The organism is Rhodococcus pseudokoreensis (assembly GCF_017068395.1).
GTDB lineage: Bacteria > Actinomycetota > Actinomycetes > Mycobacteriales > Mycobacteriaceae > Rhodococcus_F > Rhodococcus_F pseudokoreensis.
In genome coordinates this window covers 2,855,144-2,876,768 of the sequence record NZ_CP070619.1, presented here as the reverse complement: position 1 = coordinate 2,876,768, position 21,625 = coordinate 2,855,144, and the positions used below count along the sequence as shown (strand labels likewise).

Annotated in this window: 22 protein-coding genes; 18 read left to right on the top strand and 4 right to left on the bottom strand. The window is 68.5% G+C overall.

Annotated features, from left to right (window positions below; all coding sequences use genetic code 11):
• Positions 1-35: 35 nt before the first annotated feature.
• Positions 36-1,418, top strand: a complete 1,383-nt coding sequence (locus JWS13_RS18275; RefSeq protein ID WP_206011646.1) for a sensor histidine kinase — start codon at positions 36-38, stop codon at positions 1,416-1,418.
• Between the two features lie 3 nt (positions 1,419-1,421).
• Here the strand turns inward: JWS13_RS18275 and JWS13_RS18270 are convergent, their stop codons facing one another.
• The gene (locus JWS13_RS18270) at positions 1,422-1,847 is read right to left on the bottom strand and encodes an HIT family protein (RefSeq protein ID WP_206006883.1); all 426 of its coding nucleotides are present in this window, start codon (positions 1,845-1,847) and stop codon (positions 1,422-1,424) included.
• 139 nt (positions 1,848-1,986) lie between these two features.
• On the opposite strand from JWS13_RS18270, the gene JWS13_RS18265 reads away from it, so the two are divergent.
• Both JWS13_RS18265 and JWS13_RS18260 read left to right on the top strand, forming a co-directional pair.
• Entirely contained in the window at positions 1,987-3,240 is a 1,254-nt protein-coding gene (locus tag JWS13_RS18265) for a bifunctional glycosyltransferase family 2/GtrA family protein (RefSeq protein ID WP_206006882.1), read from the top strand.
• The gene (locus tag JWS13_RS18260) at positions 3,237-5,378 is read left to right on the top strand and encodes an ArnT family glycosyltransferase (RefSeq protein WP_206006881.1); all 2,142 of its coding nucleotides are present in this window, start codon (positions 3,237-3,239) and stop codon (positions 5,376-5,378) included. The genes JWS13_RS18265 and JWS13_RS18260 overlap by 4 nt, the downstream gene beginning before the upstream one ends.
• A gap of 58 nt (positions 5,379-5,436) precedes the next feature.
• Here JWS13_RS18260 and JWS13_RS18255 read toward each other — a convergent pair whose 3' ends face one another.
• Positions 5,437-5,835 carry a hypothetical protein gene (locus JWS13_RS18255; protein ID WP_087557772.1) on the bottom strand — a complete coding sequence of 133 codons (399 nt, stop codon included), beginning with the start codon at positions 5,833-5,835 and terminating at the stop codon, positions 5,437-5,439.
• Entirely contained in the window at positions 5,819-6,205 is a 387-nt protein-coding gene (locus JWS13_RS18250) for a hypothetical protein (protein WP_087557771.1), read from the bottom strand. Before JWS13_RS18250 ends, JWS13_RS18255 begins: the two co-directional genes overlap by 17 nt.
• A 101-nt stretch (positions 6,206-6,306) precedes the next feature.
• On the opposite strand from JWS13_RS18250, the gene JWS13_RS18245 reads away from it, so the two are divergent.
• The 15 genes from JWS13_RS18245 (at position 6,307) to JWS13_RS18175 (ending at position 20,733) form a co-directional block, all read left to right on the top strand.
• Positions 6,307-7,446 carry an acyl-CoA dehydrogenase family protein gene (locus JWS13_RS18245; protein ID WP_206006880.1) on the top strand — a complete coding sequence of 380 codons (1,140 nt, stop codon included), beginning with the start codon at positions 6,307-6,309 and terminating at the stop codon, positions 7,444-7,446.
• A 123-nt stretch (positions 7,447-7,569) separates the two neighbouring features.
• Positions 7,570-8,358 carry an enoyl-CoA hydratase/isomerase family protein gene (locus JWS13_RS18240; RefSeq protein ID WP_087557770.1) on the top strand — a complete coding sequence of 263 codons (789 nt, stop codon included), beginning with the start codon at positions 7,570-7,572 and terminating at the stop codon, positions 8,356-8,358.
• Between the two features lie 39 nt (positions 8,359-8,397).
• A complete protein-coding gene (locus tag JWS13_RS18235; RefSeq protein WP_206006879.1) occupies positions 8,398-8,775 on the top strand; it encodes a Zn-ribbon domain-containing OB-fold protein in 378 nt (125 codons plus the stop codon).
• On the top strand, positions 8,775-9,923 hold the full coding sequence (locus JWS13_RS18230; RefSeq protein WP_206006878.1) for a thiolase family protein: 1,149 nt from the start codon (positions 8,775-8,777) through the stop codon (positions 9,921-9,923). Before JWS13_RS18235 ends, JWS13_RS18230 begins: the two co-directional genes overlap by 1 nt.
• A gap of 9 nt (positions 9,924-9,932) precedes the next feature.
• Positions 9,933-11,138, top strand: a complete 1,206-nt coding sequence (locus tag JWS13_RS18225) for an acyl-CoA dehydrogenase family protein (RefSeq protein WP_225858466.1) — start codon at positions 9,933-9,935, stop codon at positions 11,136-11,138.
• Complete coding sequence (locus tag JWS13_RS18220) at positions 11,135-12,097, top strand: phosphotransferase family protein (RefSeq protein WP_206006877.1); 963 nt, start codon at positions 11,135-11,137, stop codon at positions 12,095-12,097. Before JWS13_RS18225 ends, JWS13_RS18220 begins: the two co-directional genes overlap by 4 nt.
• A gap of 52 nt (positions 12,098-12,149) precedes the next feature.
• Positions 12,150-13,352 (top strand): acyl-CoA dehydrogenase family protein, encoded by a 1,203-nt coding sequence (locus JWS13_RS18215; RefSeq protein WP_206006876.1) that lies wholly within the window; start codon positions 12,150-12,152, stop codon positions 13,350-13,352.
• Complete coding sequence (locus tag JWS13_RS18210; protein WP_206006875.1) at positions 13,349-14,110, top strand: SDR family NAD(P)-dependent oxidoreductase; 762 nt, start codon at positions 13,349-13,351, stop codon at positions 14,108-14,110. Before JWS13_RS18215 ends, JWS13_RS18210 begins: the two co-directional genes overlap by 4 nt.
• A 35-nt stretch (positions 14,111-14,145) precedes the next feature.
• Positions 14,146-14,907 (top strand): SDR family NAD(P)-dependent oxidoreductase, encoded by a 762-nt coding sequence (locus JWS13_RS18205; RefSeq protein ID WP_206006874.1) that lies wholly within the window; start codon positions 14,146-14,148, stop codon positions 14,905-14,907.
• 11 nt (positions 14,908-14,918) lie between these two features.
• A complete protein-coding gene (locus tag JWS13_RS18200; protein ID WP_206006873.1) occupies positions 14,919-15,968 on the top strand; it encodes an NAD(P)-dependent alcohol dehydrogenase in 1,050 nt (349 codons plus the stop codon).
• A 72-nt stretch (positions 15,969-16,040) separates the two neighbouring features.
• Positions 16,041-17,543, top strand: coding sequence for a class I adenylate-forming enzyme family protein (locus tag JWS13_RS18195; protein WP_206011645.1), 1,503 nt, complete (start codon positions 16,041-16,043; stop codon positions 17,541-17,543).
• An 87-nt stretch (positions 17,544-17,630) separates the two neighbouring features.
• The gene (locus JWS13_RS18190) at positions 17,631-18,239 is read left to right on the top strand and encodes a TetR/AcrR family transcriptional regulator (protein WP_083395629.1); all 609 of its coding nucleotides are present in this window, start codon (positions 17,631-17,633) and stop codon (positions 18,237-18,239) included.
• 74 nt (positions 18,240-18,313) lie between these two features.
• Complete coding sequence (locus JWS13_RS18185) at positions 18,314-18,649, top strand: EthD family reductase (RefSeq protein WP_179220216.1); 336 nt, start codon at positions 18,314-18,316, stop codon at positions 18,647-18,649.
• Between the two features lie 11 nt (positions 18,650-18,660).
• The gene (locus JWS13_RS18180; protein ID WP_206011644.1) at positions 18,661-19,662 is read left to right on the top strand and encodes an MBL fold metallo-hydrolase; all 1,002 of its coding nucleotides are present in this window, start codon (positions 18,661-18,663) and stop codon (positions 19,660-19,662) included.
• A 39-nt stretch (positions 19,663-19,701) separates the two neighbouring features.
• Entirely contained in the window at positions 19,702-20,733 is a 1,032-nt protein-coding gene (locus tag JWS13_RS18175) for an NADP-dependent oxidoreductase (protein WP_206006872.1), read from the top strand.
• 95 nt (positions 20,734-20,828) lie between these two features.
• Here the strand turns inward: JWS13_RS18175 and JWS13_RS18170 are convergent, their stop codons facing one another.
• Positions 20,829-21,593 (bottom strand): SDR family NAD(P)-dependent oxidoreductase, encoded by a 765-nt coding sequence (locus JWS13_RS18170; RefSeq protein ID WP_206006871.1) that lies wholly within the window; start codon positions 21,591-21,593, stop codon positions 20,829-20,831.
• Positions 21,594-21,625 lie beyond the last annotated feature (32 nt).

The window sequence follows — 21,625 nt, the reverse complement described above, 5'->3', positions numbered from 1 at the left end:
TCCCGAACAGGCCTGCGCGACGGTGGATCCGGGCGATGCCGCTGCGTATCACACTTGTCGGCGCCGTGCTCCTCCTGTCGGCGCTCGGCCTCCTCGCGTCCGGTGTCGCGGTGACGTCGGCGCTCGAGAATTCGCTGACCAACCGCGTCGACCACCAGTTGCACGACGCGGCCCAGGGGTGGGCGAAGCCCGGCAAGTCGCGGCCGTTGCCGCCGCCGGACGAACCGAACCCCGGTCGCCCGCCGAGCCCGTTCTTTGTCCGCACGACGCTGGCGAACGGAACGGTCCTGCGTGAGATCAACGACGAATCCGTCTCGCCCGCACTGCCGGAAGACCTGCCGTCGGTGCCCGTCACGGTCGGCTCGACCGACGACTCGGACGTGCGGTGGCGGGTGCTGACCACGACCGCGCCGGACGGAACCGAAACCACCGTCGCGATGACGCTCACCGAGAACGACGAAACGGTGAACCGCCTGGTCGTGCTGCAACTCATCATCGGAGTGGTGGTGCTGATCGCCCTGGGAGTGGTCGCGTATTTCGTGGTCCGGCGCAGTCTGCGTCCCCTCGTCGAAGTGGAGGAGACCGCCGCGGCGATCGCGTCGGGAGACCTGCACCGACGCGTCCCGGAACGGGACGACCGTACCGAGATCGGGCGACTGTCCGTGGCGCTCAACGGAATGCTCGCGCAGATCCAGCACGCGTTCGCCGCCACCGAGGCGTCGGAGGAGTCGGCGAGGCGGTCCGAGGAGAAGATGCGGCGATTCGTCGCCGACGCGAGTCACGAACTGCGCACCCCGCTCACCACGATCCGCGGCTTCGCCGAACTGTATCGGCAGGGCGCGATGACCGACACCGAAACCCTGATGAGCCGCATCGAAGGGGAAGCGTCCCGGATGGGGCTGCTGGTGGAAGACCTGCTGATGCTCGCCCGCCTCGATGCTCAGCGGCCCCTCGAGACCCGGCCCGTCGACCTGCTGTCGGTGGCATCCGACGCCGTGCACGGGGCGCGCGCCGTCGCCCCCGAACGGTCCATCGCCCTCGACGTCCGCCCCGGCCCCGGGACACCGGAGGTGATCGGCGACGAGGCCCGGCTGCGGCAGGTCCTCGGCAACCTGCTCGCCAACGCCGTCAAACACACCCCCGCCACCGCGGACGTCACGGTCCGGCTCGGCACCACCGAGCACACCGTTGTTCTCGAGGTGGCCGACACCGGACCCGGACTGACCGAGGAAGACGCGGCCCGGGTGTTCGAGAGGTTCTATCGCACCGACGCGTCCCGCACCCGGGAGAGCGGCGGCAGTGGGCTCGGCCTGTCGATCGTCGCGGCCCTGGTCGCCGCCCACCGCGGGTCGGTGACCGTCGACAGCCGGCCCGGGGAAGGTGCCACCTTCCGGGTGGAACTGCCGCGGTCGAGCTGACCGTCAGTCGGGGACGTTGTCCCCGTGGCCGAGTTCGCGCAGCGCCGCCTTGATCTTCGCCTGCGCCTCCTCGAGCGATTCCTGGGACGGATTCTGCTCGGCGTTGCTGATGTTGAAATCGCCGAGATCGTAGGCGGGGAAGACGTGCAGGTGCAGGTGGGGCACCTCGAGGCCGGCGATCAGCAGTCCCGCGCGGGGTGCGTCGAACGCCGGGCGAACGGCCTGCCCGATCGTGCGGGCCACGTCCATGACCTTGTTCCAGATCTCACCGTCGACGTCCTGCCACTGGTCCACCTCCTCGCGGGGCACGACGAGGGTGTGGCCCTGGGTGACGGGCGCGATGGTGAGGAACGCGACGACGTCCTCGTCCTCCCACACGAACCGTCCGGGCAGATCTCCGTTGATGATGGCGCTGAATACAGATCCCATGGCCGCCATTATGCGGCTTCGCCCCCGTGAGTACTTATCAACCTCGGGCGGTTAATAAGTACTCACGGGCGCGAAGCGCACAGGAAACTCCCAGCCTCCGTCCAGAGTGGTCGCAGTGTCCGGGCCGAATCTTGGATGCATGACGACGAATTCCCTCTCCCGAGCACCGGGCGCCATGGGACGACTCGAGACTTCCGGAACCTCCGAGACCGCGCCCCTGCTCGACGTTGTCGTGCCGGTCTACAACGAGGAAGCCGGACTCGAACGTTGCGTGCGCCGGCTGCGGCGGCACCTCGACGAGAACGTTCCCTACACCGCCCGCATCACCATCGCCGACAACGCCAGCGTCGACGCCACCCTCGCCGTGGCCCACCGCCTGGCCGCCGAGATCGACGGCGTCCAGGTCGTGCACCTCGACGAAAAGGGACGCGGCCGCGCCCTGCGTGCAGTGTGGAGTGCCTCCGACGCCGAGGTGGTGGCGTACATGGACGTCGACCTGTCGACGGACCTCAACGCCCTGATGCCGCTGATCGCCCCGCTGCTGTCGGGGCATTCGGACCTCGCCATCGGGTCCCGGCTCGCCCGTTCCTCGCGGGTGGTGCGAGGCCCGAAGCGCGAGTTCATCTCCCGCAGCTACAACCTCATCCTCCGCAGCGCGCTACACGCGCGGTTCTCCGACGCGCAGTGCGGGTTCAAAGCGATGCGGGCGGACGTCGCCCAGCGCCTGCTGCCGCTGGTCGAGGACACCGGATGGTTCTTCGACACCGAGTTGCTGGTGCTCGCGGAACGCGCGGGCCTGCGCATCCACGAGGTCCCCGTCGACTGGGTGGACGATCCGGACAGTCGCGTCGACATCGTCGCGACCGCCGTCGCCGACCTGAAGGGTGTGTGGCGGGTGGGCCGGGCGCTGTCCACCGGATCGCTGCCGATCGGCAGCCTGCGGGACAGCTTCGGGCGCGAGCCGCTGGTGCCCGGGGTGCCCCGCGGCATGGTCGGGCAGCTGGCCCGGTTCGCGGTGATCGGGGTCGCCTCCACAGTCGCGTACGCGCTGCTCTACCTGGTTCTGCATCCGGTCCTGGGCGCGCAGTGGGCCAACGCCGTCTCACTGCTCGTCACGGCCGTGCTCAACACGGCCGCGAACCGCGCGTTCACGTTCGGGGTCCGCGGATCCGAAGGCGCCGCCCGGCATCAGATGCAGGGCCTGCTCGTGTTCGCGTTCGGACTGCTCCTCACCAGCGGTTCCCTGTTCGTCCTGCACTCGGCGGCCCCGGACGCGTCCAAGCACGTCGAACTCGCCGTCCTCGTCCTCGCCAATCTCGTTGCCACCATCAGCCGTTTCATAGCCCTTCGCTGGGTGTTCCGGAACGCTCGCCCTGAAGGAGTTCACGCATGACGACGACCCTCGAACAACCGACGGTCGAAACCCCCGAACCTCCTCCCGCACGCCGGAGGTGGGAGCCCTGGGCACTCGTCGCACTGCTCGTCGGGACGGCGGTCGCGTACATCTGGGGGCTCGGCGCCTCCGGCTGGGCCAACTCCTTCTACGCCGCCGCGGTCCAGGCGGGTTCGGAGTCGTGGAAGGCGTTCTTCTTCGGATCCTCCGACGCCGCCAACTCCATCACCGTCGACAAGCCGCCGATGTCGCTGTGGCTGATGTCGCTGTCGGTCCGGATCTTCGGCCTCAGCTCCTGGGCGATGCTGGTGCCGCAGGCGCTGCTCGGCGTCGGTTCCGTCGCCCTGCTGTACGCCGCGGTGAAGCGGTGGTTCGGTGCCGCGGCCGGTCTGCTCGCCGGTCTCGTGCTCGCGCTGACGCCGATCGCGGCACTGATGTTCCGGTTCAACAACCCCGACGCACTGCTGGTGCTGCTGATGATCGCGTCCGTGTGGGCGCTGCTGCGCGCCGTGGAGGACGGACGCACCCGGTGGATGGTGCTGACCGGTGTGTTCGTCGGGTTGGGCTTCCTGACCAAGCAGCTTCAGGTGATGCTCGTAGTCCCGCCGCTTGCCCTGACCTACCTCTTCGCGGGACCGCCGAAGTTCGGCAAACGCCTCGCCCAGTGCTTCGCCGCACTCGGCGCGATGATCGTCTCCGCGGGCTGGTGGTTGCTGACCGTCGAACTGTGGCCGGCGTCGTCGCGGCCCTGGATCGGCGGTTCCCAGAACAACTCGATCCTCGAACTCACGCTCGGCTACAACGGTCTCGGCCGGTTGAACGGTGAGGAGACCGGCAGCGTCACGCCCGGTGGTGGTCGCGGGGACGCCGCGGCGGCGATGGGCGGCGCCGGCGAGGCCATGACCGGCGGCGCCGTGCCCGGCGGCGGGGTGCCCGGCGGCGGGATGCCCGGCGGCGGTCCCGGTGGCGGCGGCGGAATGTGGGGCAGCACCGGCATCACGCGCTTGTTCGAGTCGGCTCAGGGCGGTCAGATCGCCTGGCTGATCCCGGCCGCGCTGATCCTGCTGGTCGCCGGTCTCGCGCTGCGCGGCAGGGCGGCACGCACCGACACGCAACGTGCGTCGTTCGTCGTGTGGGGACTATGGCTGCTCGTCACCGGATTGACGTTCAGCTTCATGGCCGGAATCTTCCACGCGTACTACACCGTCGCGCTCGCACCGGCCGTGGCCGCGCTGGTGGCGATCGGTTCGGTGACGCTGTGGCGTCGACGGGACAGCCTGTGGGTGCGGGCGGTTCTCGCCGTGACACTCCTGGCCACCGCGGCCATGTCCTGGGTTCTGCTCGGGCGCAGCGCGTCGTTCGTGCCGTGGCTGAAGTGGGCCGTGGTCGTCGCCGGTGTTCTCGCCGCCGTGGCCGTGCTGATCCCGGCGCTGACCAGGGGCCGGATCGCGGCCGTCGTCACGCTGGCCGCACTGTTCACCGGGCTCGCCGGACCGACGGCGTACGCCGTCGACACGATCGCGACGCCGCACACCGGTTCGATCGTCTCGGCCGGACCCAATGTCGAGGGCGGACGCGGGGGCTTCGGCGGAATGGGTGGCCCCGGCGGCATGGACGGTGCCGGACGCATGGGCGGACGCACCGACGGCACAGCCGCGCCCACGATGCCGGGCGGTGCTGCTCCCGGCGCGCCAGGAGCGGCTGCTCCTGGGACCGCGGCCGCTGCGACAGCCGGTGCCGGCGACGGCATGGGCGGCATGGGAGCCATGGGCGGCGCTGCCGGGGGACTGCTCTCGGGCAGCAACCCCGGCGAGGAACTGGTGTCGCTGCTGGAGCAGGATGCCGGCAACTACACCTGGGTGGCGGCGGCCATCGGATCCAACAGTGCGTCCGGGTACCAGCTGGCCACCGAGGACCCGGTCATGCCGATCGGCGGATTCAACGGCAGCGATCCGTCACCGACGCTCGAGCAGTTCCAGCAGTACGTGGCGGACGGCAAGATCCACTACTTCATCGCCGGCGGCCGAGGCGGCGGAATGGGTGGCGACGGCACCGCGTCGGAGATCTCCACCTGGGTGCAGGCGAACTTCACCGCGGTCACCGTGGACGGCGTGACCCTGTACGACCTCACGTCCTGATCGACACGGCAGTGCGCACTTGCCGACCGTTCGCGGTCGGCAAGTGCGCACAGCTGTGTCAGTGGGCGAACGAGATTTCGGGGGTGCGGCAGATGAGCAACCTCCGCACGAGGCCGGACTCGTCGAGCTGCGCCGAGGTGTTGAACGACGCCTCGAATTCACCGTTCCGGGTGGTGCGCCCCAGAGCCAGTTCGACGTCACCCACCCGGGAGCCCGCGAGGATCTCGTGTACCAGCACGCTCTTCTCGCGTTGCTGCAGGTACCCGACGAGGCCTGCGCGATCGCCGACGAACTCGGCCGCCTTCCCGCCGCCGGTGGAGAATTGAATCGACATCCGGAAGTCGTCGGTGATCATCGTCAGGACGCGGTCGGGATCGTCCGAGTCCATGATCGCGAACCATGCGACCAGCACGGGCGTCGGTGACGTCCTCGAGTCCAGGTCAGTCGCGCTTGTCATGTGCCAACTCCCTTGTGAGAATGCTGAATTCGGTGTCGAAGGACACTTCGTATGCGTCGATGGTGCCGTCGGCGTCGAGGTGCATGGCGGCGAGGAAGTAGCCGGTCGTCTTCGTCTCGTTCTCGACGACGGAGCCGTAGGCGAACTGGACGTCGCCGGCGCTGCTCGTCCGCAGCAGCACGTGCCGTCGATCGACCGGGGGGCGTCCCCGGAGGTAGCTGAGCATGTCGGCGCGGCTGTGGCCGCGGCGGACGGTACCGGGAAGAACTATGGCGAACTCGATCGATTCGTCGAGCAGGGCAACCGCGTCTTCGATCCGGCCGCTGTCGAGGATCGCGTAGTACTGCTCGATCACGAGTGCATCGGTCATGAAATGAACTTAGTTCAACATGGGCGGGTCTGTCGAGAGTCCTTGCCGTCTCGACTTCTGCGAAACTAAACTGAACTCACGTCAATTTACAGGAGAGTTCAATGCAGTCCTCCCATTCCAGCCCCTGGCCCGAGACCGAACCCCCGGCGATGACCCCCGTCGCCGAGCACGAAGACATCCGCGACGTCATCCGCCGGCTACTCGACCGCCATTCGACGATCGAGAGCAGTCGACTCGCCGCCCGGTCGGAGTCCGGCTATTCCCCCGAGTTGTGGTCGCTGCTCGTCGAGGAGATGAACGTCGCGGCCCTGACCGTGCCGGAGGATCGCGGCGGCCTCGGATACGGCATGGTCGAACTCGGCATCGTCCTCGAAGAGTGCGGGCGCGCGCTGGTCTGCGAACCGGTGCTCACGTCCGCCACGCTGGGAGTTCATGCCCTGCTCTCGGCCGAAAGGTCGCCCCGGGTCGACGAACTGCTCGACCGAGTCGTCCGGGGCGAACTCGTCGCGACGGTGACAGCGCTGAGCGCGCAGACCGATTTCGTCGACGCCACACGCGTCGGCGACCGATGGTCGCTGTCCGGTCGCGTGACGAATGTCGTGCAGGGCGGCGCCGCCGATGTCGTCGTGCTGCTCGCGCACGCCGACGACGGACCCGGCCTCTACGCGGTCGATCTGCGGACCGCGCCGGTGCGGCGAACGGAACTTCCGGTGGTCGACCCCAGTCGACGGCAGGCCAATCTGCTCTTCGACGACGCGGACGCGGTGCGTCTCGTCGGACCCGGTGACGCACCGCGCGTAGTCGAATCGTTGCGGAGCCTCGGAGTGATCGGGCTGGCTTGCGAGCACGTCGGGCTGATCGACCGATTGCTGGACAGTACAAGGGAATACACCATGCAGCGCCGCCAGTTCGGGCGGTCGATCGGATCCTTTCAGGCTGTCAAGCATCGACTGGCGAACACGCTCGTCGAGCTCGAGAAGGCGCGATCGGCGGCGCGGTACGCGGCCGCGGTGTTCGCGGAAGACCCGGGCGCCGCGGCGCTTCCGGCCGCTGTCGCGGGTGCGGTCTGCACCGAGGCCGTGATCGCCACCGCGATGGAGGCCGTGCAACTCCACGGGGGCGTCGGCTTCACCTGGGAGCATGCGACGCACTCCTATGTTCGCCGCGCACTCGGAGACGAACCGCTGCTGGGGGATTCGCGGGCGCACCGCGGCCGCGTCGCGGATCTCGTCGGACTCTGACATCAGGCCGGCTGCTGCCGGCCGAAACCAAAGCTCCTTCGTCCCCGCTATTGACGGAGCGCCTCGCACCCCGTAGAACTGAAGTGAATCCAGTTCAGTTTCATTCCTCGAAAGGACCCCGACATGGTGGACACCGACCACATCGTGCTCGAGAAGGACGGCGACATCGCCCGCGTGTGGCTCAACCGCCCGCACAAGAAGAACGCGGTCACCGTCGAGTTGCTGCACCGCCTCGACGAGATCATCGTCGAGGTCGACAGCGACCCCGAACTGAAGGTGCTGGTCCTGCGTGGACGTGACGGCACGTTCTGCTCGGGATTCGACCTAGACGAACTGCGGGAGAAGTACGTCGGCTCCACCACCGCGATGGATGTCGCGGTGCTGTCGGCCCGGGTGTGCGACCGCCTGTACTCGATGAACACCCCGTCTGTCGCCGTCCTCGAAGGCTTCGTCACCGCAGGCGGTTTCGAGTTGATGATCTCCTGCGACTTCGCGATCGCCGCCGAGGACGCCCGGATCGGCGACTTCCACATCCGCCGCGCACTGTTCGGTGGGGCGGGCCCGATCTACCGGCTGCCGCGCATGATCGGCGTTCGCAAGACGAAGGAACTCATGCTCACCGGCAAGCTCCTCACCGGCAAGGAGGCGGAGGCCTTCGACCTGATCAACGCGTCGGCGCCGGCCGACGACCTGGACAAGCTTCTCGCCGAGTTCATCGCCCCGATCGTCGACAAGAGCCCGTTCATGATGAAGCTCACCAAGATGTGCATCGACCGCGGTCTCGACGCGGACATCCAGTCGCTCATGGTGATGGAGCACCTCGCCGTCGGCAACGCGCTGCAGTCGGAGGACGCACGCGAAGGCGTGAACGCGTTCCTCGAAAAGCGTGAGCCGAAGTGGGTCGGTCGCTGACCCGACCCCCCGACGACGAATCCCGAGGAGAGAATGAGGATGGGCGAGACACCCACCGCGCCGGCGCTCGAAGCGAGCCGCTGCGCCCACTGTTCGACCGTCGCGTTCCCGGCCACCACCGTGTGCTCGAGGTGCGCCGGGACAGTGACGTCGCCGTTCACCTTGAGTGCACGCGGAACGGTCTGGGCGTACACGGTACAGCGGTTCGCCCCGAAATCGCCGCCGTATGTTCCGCCGCCGGACGGGTTCTCGCCGTTCGCGGTCGGCTACGTCGAACTCCCCGAGGGAATCAGGGTCGAAGGCGTGCTCGACTGCCACGACTTCGACGAGTTGGACGACGGGGCGCCGGTGACCTTGGTCGCCACGGCACCGGTGCCCCGGTTCGCCACCGACGCTTATCTGAAGGAGACCCGCTGATGTCCACCGTGTCGATCATCGGGGCCGGACTGTCGAAATTCGGGCGTCAACCGGACAAGACCGGCCGCGGGCTCGCCCTGGACGCGATCGCGTCCGCCCTGGCCGACGCGGGCATCGCGTGGACCGACGTTCAGGTCGCGTTCGGTGGCAGCGACGGCTCCGGGCTCGCCGACACCCTGGTGTTCGAACTCGGACTCACCGGAATCCCGTTCACCAACGTCAAGAACGGTTGCGCGACAGGGGGTAGCGCACTGGTGTCGGCAGTCAACGCCATTCGTGCGGGCGCCGCCGACATCGCACTCGCGGTCGGCTTCGACAAGCACCCGCGCGGCGCGTTCGACCCGGCGCCACAGGACTGGGGTCTGCCCGTCGGGTACGGCGAGGCGGGTCTCATGGTCACCACCCAGTTCTTCGGTATCAAGATCGCGCGGTACATGCGCGAACACGGAATCAGTGCCCCCACACTGGCCGCCGTCGCGGAGAAGGCGTACCGCAACGGCTCCCTGAACCCGAATGCCTGGCGGCGTGAACCGATGTCCGCCGAGACGATCGCCGCCGCGGGCATGGTCAACGACCCCCTGACCCGGTACATGTTCTGCTCACCCGGCGAGGGCGGTGCGGCCGTCGTCGTGGCGAGCGAGGCCGCCGTCCGGCGACTCGGCGGGCGACCGGTGCACCTGCGGGGCATTGCGGCGGGCACCCGCCGGTTCGGCTCGTTCGAAGTGTTCGGTCCGTCGATACAGGGTGCGGGAACCCCGTCGAGTGTGAGCACGTCCACCGCGGCCGCCGCATTCGAGCAGGCCGGACTCGGACCTTCCGACGTGGACGTCGCGCAACTCCAGGACACGGAGAGCGGCGCCGAGATCATGCACCTGGCCGAATGCGGATTCTGCGAGCACGGCGAACAGGAAAAGCTGATCGCCGCGGGGGAGACGGAGATCGGCGGACGGATTCCGATCAACACCGACGGCGGCTGCATCGCGAACGGGGAACCGATCGGCGCGTCCGGCCTCCGGCAGATACACGAGATCGTCACGCAATTGCGCGGGGAGGCCGGTGCCCGGCAGGTGCCCGGCAGCCCGCGCATCGGATTCACCCACGTCTACGGTGCGCCCGGGATCAGCGCCTGCACCGTCCTGTCAGTCTGAGGAAGAGCGATGAATCAAGCAACGATGCCCGGCCTGGACCAGTTCGTGGACGACGCACGCGCATGGCTGCGCACGGTCGCCGAACCACGCACCCAGATCAAATGGGGGGTGGGACCCGACTCGGTCGCCGTTTTCGAGAACTGGACCGCGGCGCAGGAACGCGAAGAGACCGACCACATCCGCGCGTACGAGCAGACGAAGTTCGACGCCGGCTGGGGTTCGATGAACTGGCCGGTCGAATTCGGCGGACGCGGCCTGCCGATGTCCTACGTGCTCGCCTTCCGGCGGGAGGAGAACGCATTCGACGTTCCGCGCCGAACCGAAATGTTCTCGGTCACTCAGCAACTGGTCGCGCCGGCCATCGCCCAGTGGGGAACGCCCGAGCAGTGCGAGCGGTACGTGCGGGCGATGCTCCGCACCGACATCATCGCCTGTCAGCTGTTCTCGGAAACCGAAGCCGGATCCGACCTGGCGGCGGTCCGGACGAGAGCGGTCGAGCGGGACGGCCGGTGGACGATCACCGGACACAAGGTCTGGACGTCCGGGGCCCGGGTCGCCGACGTCGGGGTCGCGGTGTGCCGCACCGACCCCGACGCGCCCAAACACAAGGGCCTCACCGTCTTCCTGGTCCCGATGGACGCCCCGGGCGTCACCGTCCGGCCGATCCGCCAGATGACCGGGGGCAGTTCCTTCAACGAGGTGTATCTCGACGGCGTCGAACTGTCGGACGACTACCGGCTGGGGCCGGTGGGGCAGGGCTGGCCGGTCGCATTGACCGTGCTGGCGGCCGAGCGCCTCGACGCCGGGAATCTCGGCCTGGCCAACGCGGACCAGGCCGTCGAACTCGCCCGCCACCTGGGCCGTGAACTGTCCGAGATCGAGCGCGACAAGGTCGCGGATCTGGTGACGCGCAGCTATGTCCAGCGGGTGACGGGAATGCGGGTGGCCGCCGCGGTGGTCGCCGACAAGGATCCCGGTCCGGAGGCGTCGGTGGGTAAGTTGCTCGCCACCGACACCATGGCGCGCACCTCGGAAGTCGTCCGAATGCTGCTGGGGCGCGACCTGATCGCCGACTCGGGCGAGTGGGGCACATTCGCGTGGACCGAGCACGTGCTCGGCGCACCGGGATACCGCATCGCGGGCGGCACCGACGAGATCCAGCGCAACATTCTCGCCGAGCGCGTGCTCGGCCTGCCGAGGGAGCCCCGCCCGTGAGTGCAACGATCACCCTCGACGACCGTGTGGCGCGTCGCCTGCGCGAGCAGAACCCGGGCCTCGACGTCGGCCCGCTCGAGCCGCTACTCGGCGGGCACTCCGGACTGACCTACAAGGTCCGGACCGGTGACGGCGACCTCGTCGTCAAGGCCGTGCCCGAGGGGCAGCGTCCCATCGGGCGGCACGACATGGTTCGCCAGGCGAGGATCATGGAAACGCTCGGAGCCACAGCGGTTCCCGTGCCCCGAATCGTCACCGTCGACGAAGACGGTCCGGCGTGGTTCGCGATGGAGTGCGTCGCAGGCGAATCACTCGAACCGGTGCTCGACACGCCGGCGGTCGAACCGGCCGTCGCTGCCGCGCGGATGCGCCGGGCCGCCGAGGTACTCCCGCTGCTGCACGCGGTGCCCCTCGACACGATCCCGGCCGCCGGAGATCCGTTGTCGCCCGGCGCCGAACTGGTGCGGTGGCAACGCACCCTGGACGCCGTTCCCCCCGAACTCGTGAGCGGGGGCGAGGAGTTGCTGCGTCTGCTCGCCGCCGACGTCCCGGACGGGATGGCGCCCACGTTGGTGCACGGCGACTACCGGCTCGGCAACATCCTTGCGCGCGGCACGGAGCCGGCGGCATTGATCGACTGGGAGATCTGGAGCGTGGGCGATCCGCGGGTCGAGTTGGGCTGGTTCCTCGTCTTCGCCGACGGCACCAACTTCCCCGGCGTGGGTCGCGCGGTGCCGAACCTGCCGTCCGGGGACGAACTGATCGACCTCTATACCGGGGACCAGCCGGCTCTGCCGGACATGCACTGGTTCAACGCACTCGGCCGTCTGAAGATGGCGGCGATCATGGGCCACAACCTGCGCAGGCACCGGGAGGGCCGCCACCACGACCCCGACCAGGAACGGCTGCCCGACACCATCTCCCAGCTCATTCGCAGCGGCACCGCACTACTTGCCTGACCACTCTTTCGCGCACCGCTCGAGGCGCTGACAGGAACAGAAAGGACGACACGTGGACTTCGGATACTCCGCACGCACCGAGCGACTGCTCGAGCAACTGCGAACCTTCATGGAGGAGCACGTCTATCCGGCCGAGGCCGTGTACGACGAGCAGATCAGGTCGAACGACAACCCGCACGAACAGCCGAAGGTCATGCTGGACCTGCAGGCGAAGGCCCGGGAACTCGGACTGTGGAACCTCTTCATGACGCACGGCGAATGGGGCGCGGGGCTCACCAACCTCGAATACGCGCCTCTTGCCGAGATGGTCGGACGGTCGGTGATCGGCAACGAGGCGATCAACTGCTCGGCACCCGACACCGGCAACATGGAAATCCTCGCGATGTACGGCACCCCGCAGCAGCAGTCCCGCTGGCTCGCGCCGCTCCTCGACTGCACGATCAGGTCGGCGTTCGCGATGACGGAACCGGAGGTGGCGAGTTCGGACGCCACGAACATCACCTCGACCATCCGCCGCGACGGCGACGAGTACGTCCTGAACGGCCGGAAGTGGTACACCTCGGGCATTCTCGATCCCGACTGCAAACTCGTCATCTTCATGGGCAAGTCCGATCCCGACGCCCCGACGTACCGGCAGCAGAGCATGATCCTGGTGCCCGCGGATGCTCCCGGCATCGAGGTGCTCCGCGATCTGCCCATGTTCGGCTACCGGGACCGGCTCGGCCACGGCGAGGTCCAGTTCACGGACGTGCGGGTGCCGGCCGACCACATGCTCGGAGCCGAGGGCGACGGGTTCGCGATCGCGCAGGGCCGGCTCGGGCCGGGACGCATGCACTACGCGATGCGCGCGATCGGCATGGCCGAACGCGCCCTCGACCTGATGTGCCGGCGAGTCCTGCAGCGCACCGCTTTCGGCGGACCTCTCGCCGATCGCGGTGTGGTGCGTGAATGGATTGCGCGGAGCCGGATGGAGATCGACCAGATCCGGCTGCTGGTCCTTCAGTCGTCGTGGCTGATGGACACCCGCGGCAACGCCGCGGCCCGCTCGGAGGTCGCGGCGATCAAGGTGGCCGCGATGGAGGTTGCGCATCGCGTGGTCGACCACGCCGTCCAGGCGCACGGCGCCGCGGGGGTGAGTGACGACACGATCCTCGCCCGGCTGTACGCGATCACCCGGGCACTGCAGATCGCCGACGGCCCCAACGAAGTCCACCTGCGCACGATCGCGCGCCTCGAACTGAAGAAGTACGCATGAACACGACACAGGAGTTGAAAGGCAAGGTCGCACTCGTCACGGGGGCGACCCGCGGGCTCGGATACGCCATCGCCGGCGGGCTCGCCGCCGCAGGAGCGACCGTGATCGTGTCGAGCCGCAAGGAGGAGGCGTGCGTCTCCGCGGCCCGTGCGATCGTCCGGGACACCGGTGGAATCGCCGAACCGCTCGCACTGCACGTCGGGAAGTGGGACGCGATCGAAACTGCGGTCGAACACATCGTCACCCGATTCGGGAAGCTGGACGTCGTCGTGAACAACGCCGGCATCGCACCCCTGTCACCGACACTGGAGTCGGTGTCCGAGTCACTGTTCGACAAGACGATCGAAGTCAACCTCAAGGGCCCGTTCCGGCTGATGGCGGTGGCCGGCGCCAGGATGAGCGCGGCCGGGGGCGGTTCGATCATCAACATCTCGAGCATCGGCGCGGTGCGGCCCAGCCCACCGGAGGCGATGTATGCGGCGTCGAAGAACGGCCTCAACGCGCTGACGATGGCGTTCGCTCAGGAATACGCGCCACGGGTGCGGGTGAACTGCATCATGCCGGGCGGATTCGCGACCGACATGGCAGCCGACTGGGACGACGAGTTCATCGGCAAGATCACCGACCGGCTCCCCGCCGGACGGCTGGGGCATCCGGATGAAATCGCCGGCCTCGTCGTGCATCTGGCGGGGGACCGCGCCGGCTACACCACGGGCGCCGTGATCCCGGTCGACGGCGGACGCACCGCCGTCTACTGACGCGCGTGCCACGAACAGGAGTAGGAGCCAACCACATGCAGGTACCCGAGCTGTTCCAGCTGAGCGGCCGCGTCGCTGTCGTCACGGGTGCGTCGTCCGGACTGGGAATGGGTTTCGCGCGGACGCTGGCGGCGGCAGGCGCCACCGTCTACGCGGCCGCCCGCCGGGTCGATCGGCTCGAGGCACTGGCAGCGGAGGTCGACACCGTGGTCCCGGTCGAATGCGACATCACCGTCGACGCCGACCGCCGCCGCCTCGTCGACCGCGCCCGCGAGGAAACCGGCCACGTCGACATCCTGGTCAACAACGCCGGCAAGCCCGGACCTCCGAACGCCGAGGACGAGACCGCCGACGGATTCGCGTCGATTCTCGACGTCAACCTCGCGGCGGGTTTCCATCTGGCCACGTATGCCACGTCGACCGTTCCGGAGGGCGCAGGGATCTCGATCATCAACATCTCCTCGGTGATCGGTCTGGTGTCCACGGCGCCCATCGGCGGTGCGAGTTACGCGGCGTCGAAGGCGGGCATCCTCGGTCTGACCCGCGAGTTGGCGGGTCAGTGGGGTAGGCGGGGCGCCCGTGTCAACGCCGTCGTGCCCGGATGGTTCGATACCGAAATGACGGACGGACTGTTCGGCAACCAGCGCTCGGCCGACTGGGTGCGCCGCAACACGATGCTCGGCCGCGGTGGCCGGGCAGGCGAGGTGGACGGCGCCGTGCTGTTCCTCGCGTCGGATGCGTCTTCGTACGTCACCGGGCAGACGCTCGTCGTCGACGGCGGCTGGGCAGCCAGGTAGGCGACAGGATCATGGCCGTCGAAACGATGCGAGCAGTGCGCCTGACCGGCTGGGGCGAACCCGTGCAGGTCCAGCGCGTCCGAGTCCCCGAACCGCGGGGCGCCGAACTGCTGATCGAGGTCCGGGCCGCCGGGCTCTGCCGATCCGACCTGCACGTCATGGACGCACCCGCAGGTGCGTTCGACTACCCGCTCCCGCTCACGCTCGGGCACGAGGTGGCCGGAACCGTGGTCGGCGCGGGCCCGGACGCCGACCGGTCGTGGATCGGCGAGTCCGTGGTGGTCCACGGCGTCTGGTCGTGCGGGGAATGCCGCAACTGCAGGCGAGGGCGGGAGAACTACTGTCACGAACTGCGTCCGCGGGCGGACGGCAGGCTACGGGCGATCGGCAACGGTCTCGGCCACGACGGCGGTCTCGCCGAGGCGATGATCGTTCCCTCGGAACGGTTCGTGGTGCGCACCCGGGGGCTCGCTCCCGAGAGTGCCGCCCCGCTCGCCGATGCGGCCCTGACCGCCTACCACGCGATCCGCACGAACCGGGACCTCGTCGACGGCCACTCGGTCGCCGTCGTGGTCGGTGTCGGGGGACTGGGCCACCTTGCCGTCCAGATCCTTCGCGCTCTCGGCGCCGGAACCGTCGTCGCGGTCGATCCCCGCGAGGATTCGCGCGACCTCGCCCGCCGGTTGGGGGCCGACCGGGCTGTGTGCGAGGTGGCCGATGCCGGTGCCGGGCACAGCACCGCCGACGTGGTCTTCGATTTCGTGGGATCACCGGCCACGATGGAATCGGCTGCGCGGTTACTCGGCCCCGGCGGCCGCCTGGTCACCGTGGGCAGTGGCGGCGGCCGGCTCACAGTCGGCAAGGACGTCGGACTGCCCAGCGGCTGGCAGGTCAGCGCCCCGTTCTGGGGAACCCGCGCCGACCTCGAGGCGGTGGTCGACCTCGCGCAACGAGGGCTGCTGAGCGTCGAGTCGACCGCATACCGATTGGACGACGCCGTCGACGTGTACGACCGGCTGCGCCGCGGAGCAATCCGCGGGCGCGCCGTCCTCGTGCCGTGACCGGCGAGGCCTGCGCGATACCGCGCACGATGACCGACAATGACAGTGTTCGCTGAACAGGAGGATTGCGGGATGTGGGAGTTGGCTCGCGAATTCGTTGCTCGCGCAAAGAATTCGCCCGATGAGATCGCGGTCGTCGACGCCTCGGGCGAGTACACCGCCGCGCGCATCGCCGCGGCGGCGACCGAGCTCGCCGCACTGCTGGACACCGCTCGCGGGGGTTCGCCCACCGTGCTCGTCCAGGCGGACAACAGCTGGCGGACGCTGACCGCGGCACTCGCGGTCGGTCTGCGCGGCGGCGTCGTCGCAGTGTTCAGCAGGCACGCCACGCCGTCGGAGTTCGCCGTCGCCCTGCACGACATCGCACCCGACGCGGTGATCGCCGACCCCGGGTCCCTTGCGCACTGGGGCGCCTCGGACGACCACTTCTCCGGAGAGGCGACCGCGCTGGACGGCTGGTCGATGCGCTGGTCCCGGACACCGGTCAGCGACGTCGCCCGGTGGAACGGCGGGATCGCGATCGCGATGACATCCGGGTCGACCGGACACCCCAAGTGCGTCGTGCAGTCGGAATCTGCGATCCGATACGCCTGCCGCTGCACGATCGACGCGGTCGGCCTCGAACCCGGAGACCCGGTCGCCGCGTTCGTTCCGCTGTCGTCGGTGGCCGCATTCTGCTTCGGGCTGTACCTCCCCACGATGCTGGCCGCGCCCATGGTCTGCATGGACGGCTGGAAGCCTGCAGCCGCCCTCGAGGTGGTCAGGAAACACCAGGTTGCCTGGACGATGCTCGTTCCGACCATGGCGCTTCAGCTGGCCGTCGCACCCGACGCGGCAGGCGCGCTGACCTCCCTGCGGGCGATGACCGTCGGCGGCGGCCCGATGGACGCCGGTGCGCTCGGCCGCGCCGAACAGATTCTCGGGACGACGTTCCTGCGCGTGTTCGGGATGTCCGAGTGCCTCGGGCACACCACCCCGCTGCCGTCGGAAGAGCCGGCCGTACGCCTGGGACGGGACGGCAGGCCATTCCCCGGCACGGTGGTCCGAGCCGTCGACGAGCACGGCGCGCCGCTGCCCCCGGGGCGGGTGGGCGACGCTCAGGTCAACGGGCCCTCCCTCTTCGTCGGCTATGCCCGAGCCGGGGTTCCCGCGCCGCCCGAACTCACCGCGGACGGGTTCCTGCCCACCGGCGACCTCGTCGAGATCGCGGACGACGGGACCATCCGGGTCATGGGGCGGCAGAAGCAGATCATCATCCGCGGGGGCCGCAACATCGACATCAACGAGGTCGAAGCCGCCATCGCTCGCATCCCGACCGTGTCCCAGGTGTGCGTCGTACCGGTGCCGGACGAAATGCTCGGTGAACGCGCCGCAGCCCTGGTCGTGAGCACGGGTGCGCCGATTACCCTCGGTGAGGTGGTTGCGCACCTCGATGACATCGAGTTCCCCAAGTTCAAGTGGCCGGAGTTCGTGTTCACGATCGACGATCTGCCGCAGAACCGGGTCGGGAAACTCTCGCGGCCGGATGCGGTGGATCTCGCAACACGCCTGCTCGCCGGTGCAGAGACCACCTGACCTCCACCCGACCTGACCTCAGTTCAGGTAGTCTTACCGGTACCGACCCGACGACGAATGGATGGGTATCTCGTGTCCGTAGAAGCCATGACGCTCCGCGATGGTCCGCGTTCCAAGCGCGGGCTCATCCTCACGGCCGCAATCGAACGCTTCGGGGAAGTGGGCTTCGAGCACACGAAGTGGGCGTCGATCGCCGACGAGGTCGGTATCGGCCAGACCGCGCTCTACCACTACTTCGAATCCAAGGCGCACTGCCTGCTGACGATCATGCGTCTCGAACTGGCGCAGTCGCTCGAGCGATTCACCACCGCGATCGAGGGCATCGACGACCCGGTCGAGGCGTTGAGTGCCGCCATCACCAGCGCCCTGGAAGCGACCCCCCGCGACGCCCTGCAGCGCCGGATCCTCCAGAGCCACATGGATCTGCTGGCCACACCCCGTCAGTCCGAGAAGGAAGAAGCCGAGCGCCAGACGTCACGGGCGCTGGTGAATTCGATCGAAGAGGCGTGGTCTCTGCTCATCGCGAAGGGGATGGGCGCCGGGGCCTTCGCCGACGCCGATGCGCGTTTGATGGCCCGACTCGTCCTCGGACTCGTCGTCAGCGTGTGGCGCTGGTACCGGCCCGACGGCGACATGACACTCGACCAACTCAACCGGCACGTTCGCGACGCCACTCTGCGTATCGTCCGCGCGTAATCCGTGGCGGTCGTGGAGTGGCTTCCGCACACCCTCAATAATTGAACCTAATTCATGTCAGTAATGGAGTGATGATGTACAACCTGATCGTCCTGGCCTCCCGTCCGCACGACTGGAGCCACGAGCAGTTCATCCAGTGGTGGCGCGGGGAGCACGCCGACGTGACCTATCCGCTTCCCGGCCTGCGGCGCTGGCAGCACACCGAAGTGCTGGACGCGATGGACGACAGGTCCCGGGAATGGGACGGCGTGTCGATCCTGAGCTTCGACTCCCGCGAGGACCTCGACGCCGCGCTCGCCAGCCCGGAATGGCAAGCCGCAGTGGACAACGTGGGCAAGATGCGCGGAAAGCGCATCCTCGTCATGGGCGAGGAGAAGACGATGGTCGAAGTGGACAGCGCGACATCATGAGCGCGGGGTGGATGGAACCGGGCTGCTACGAAGTGGCGCCCGGTGTGCATCGAGTCCCCCTCCAGATGCCCGGCGACGGTCTCGGGGCCGTGAACGTCTACGCCCTCGAGACCCCGGACGGCCTGGCCCTCGTCGACGGTGGGTGGCGAGTCGACACGACGTTCGAGGAGATGGAGCGGGCACTGCTCCGGATCGGCCACAGCACCGAGCAGATTCACGACATCTACGTCACGCACGTGCACCGCGACCACTACACGTTCGCCGTCGAACTCCGCCGCCGTCACGGTGCACGCGTCCACCTCGGAGTCGCGGAGTCGGACGGTCTGGCGGCGGTCGGTGCCCTCGGCAGCAACGTTCCGACGGATTCGCTGCACGAACTCCGGCGCGCGGGAGCCCCCGTCCTGGCGGACACCGTCGAGGCGCTGACCGCCGCGGAACCGTTCCACCCCTCGGACTGGGAAGAACCCGACCACTGGCTCGCCGCGGGTCCGCTCCGCATCGGCCGGCACACGCTCGACGTCGTGCACACCCCGGGCCACACCAAGGGACACATGGTGTTTCACGACGTGCGCCAGGGGCTGCTGTTCAGCGGGGACCACGTCCTGCCCACGATCACGCCGTCGATCGGCTTCGAGCTGGGCGAGTGGGACCTGCCGCTGGGGCGCTACCTCGACTCGCTGTCCCGAATGCTCGACCGCCCCGATTCGCAACTCCTGCCGGCGCACGGAGATCCGACACCGAGCGTGCACCGTCGAGTAGAAGAGCTTCTCACGCACCACGACCAGCGATTCGATGTGATGCGCAACGCGCTGATCTCGCTCGGGCAGGGGACCGCGACCGCCGTGGCGCACGTGGTCACGTGGACTCGTCGCGAAAGGCCGTTCACCACGCTCGACCCGTTCAATCAAATGATCGCCACCTGTGAGACCCTCGCGCACCTCGACACCCTGGTCGACCGCGGCCGGCTCACCGTCCGACAACGAGACGGCCACGACGTCTTCGCCGTCGTCTGAGTCGACGTTTTCTCCGTGGTCCGAGTCGAAAGGATTCCTGTGCAGAGTCGTGAGCTCACACTGGCGCGCCATCCCCGGGGGAGGGTTGTACCGTCGGACTTTCACATCGACGTGGTGACGGTTCCCGAAGAACTCGGGCCCGGTGACATTCTCGTGCGCAACTCGTGGTCGTCGATCGACCCGTCCGTCAGGATGCGACTCGGACCCACCGGCCCCGCCGGCTACCTCCCGCCGTTCCGTATCGGGGCGACCCTGACCGGGTTGGCCATCGGGGAGGTGGTCCGGTCCCGTGCCCCCGGCTTCGAGCCGGGCGACACGGTGCTGCACATCAACGGTTTTCGTGAGTTCGCCGTGATCCGGCAGGACGGTGACACCCTCGCCGGTGCCGGTGGTGTGACGCGACTCGACACCGGCGAGCACCCGCCGCAGGCGTATCTCGGAGCGCTGGGCAGCGCCGGACTCACCGCATATGTGGGATTGCACTGCATCGGCGAACTCGCAGGCGGAGACGTCGTGTGGATCTCGTCGGCGGCCGGCGCGGTCGGCAGCCTCGCCGCGCAGATCGCCAAGCTCCGAGGTCACTACGTGGTCGGCAGCACGGGATCCGCCGAGAAGGTCCGGTTCCTGAGGGAGGAACTGAATCTCGATGCCGCGTTCGACTACCACACGCCGGACCTGACGCTGGCCCTCGACAGCGCGGCAGCCGACGGCATCGATCTGTATTTCGACAACGTGGGCGGAGCGCATCTCGGGGCCGCCCTGCAACGCCTCCGGCCGGGAGGCCGAGTGGCCATGGCCGGCGCGGTCGCCTCCTATGACGCAGAGGCGGCGGCCGCAGGTCCGGACAACCTCTTTCAGATCGTGGCAAAGAGCCTCACCGTGAAGGGTTTCCGGGCCGGTGCCTACGACCACCTGCTCGGGGACATGCGAGCCGAGGTCGGGAGCTATCTCCGCGACGGGCGGCTCGTTGCCGAGGAGACCGTGTTCGACGGTCTCGAGTCGGCGCCGGATGCCATCGTCGCGATGCTGCGCGGCCGCACCGTGGGAAAGACGCTGTGCCGTCTGCGGTGACGACCTAGCCACCCAGAAAACCCAGCCACGCAGCAAACCTAGCCCCACAACGAACATGGCCTCCGCATCGCGCGGAGGCCATGTTCGTCTGGGGTTCAGGCCGCGGTCCACCCACCGTCGGCGTAGATCTCCGATCCGGTGACGAAGGTGGAGTCGTCGCCGGCGAGGAAGGCGACCGCGGCCGCGATCTCCTCACCGCGCCCGAGCCTGCCCATCGGCGTGCCTGCCAGCATCTCGCGGTGACGCTCGGTGCCCTCCCAGCGTTCGAGCAACGGTGGCGTCGCGATGAATCCCGGGTGCAGCGAGTTGACCCGCACGCCCGCCTTCGCCCAGTGCAGGGCGGCGTTCTTCGTCATCGTGCGGACGGCACCCTTGGCGGCCGCGTAGGCGACACTGTTGCCCAGGCCGCCGACGGTTCCCAGAATCGAGCACATGTTCACGATGGAACCGCCGCCGCTGCGCTCGATCAGGGGACCGGAATGTTTCATGCCCAGCCAGGTACCGGTCTGGCCGATCCCGATCACGCGATCCCAGTGCGCCCGGGTTTCGTCCTCGGCCGTTGCGACACTGCCGATCGCGGCGTTGTTGACCAGGGCGTGCACTGCGCCGAACTGCCCCTCGACTGCCGCGACGACCGCCTCCCACTGTTCCTCGGAAGAGACGTCCAGGGCGTGCGCGGCATGTCGCTCGGGCCGGGCGAGAGTGCGGAGCAGGTCGTGGCAGGCGGATTCGTCGAGATCGGTGACGACGACGTGGGCGCCTTCGTCGGCGAGCCTGCGGACTATCTCGACGCCGATTCCACCGGTCGCACCCGTCAGCAGGACGACCTTGTCGCGAAGCCGGTCAGGGCCGACACTCATCTGTACTCCTCGTCGTTCGTTCGGATCGGGCG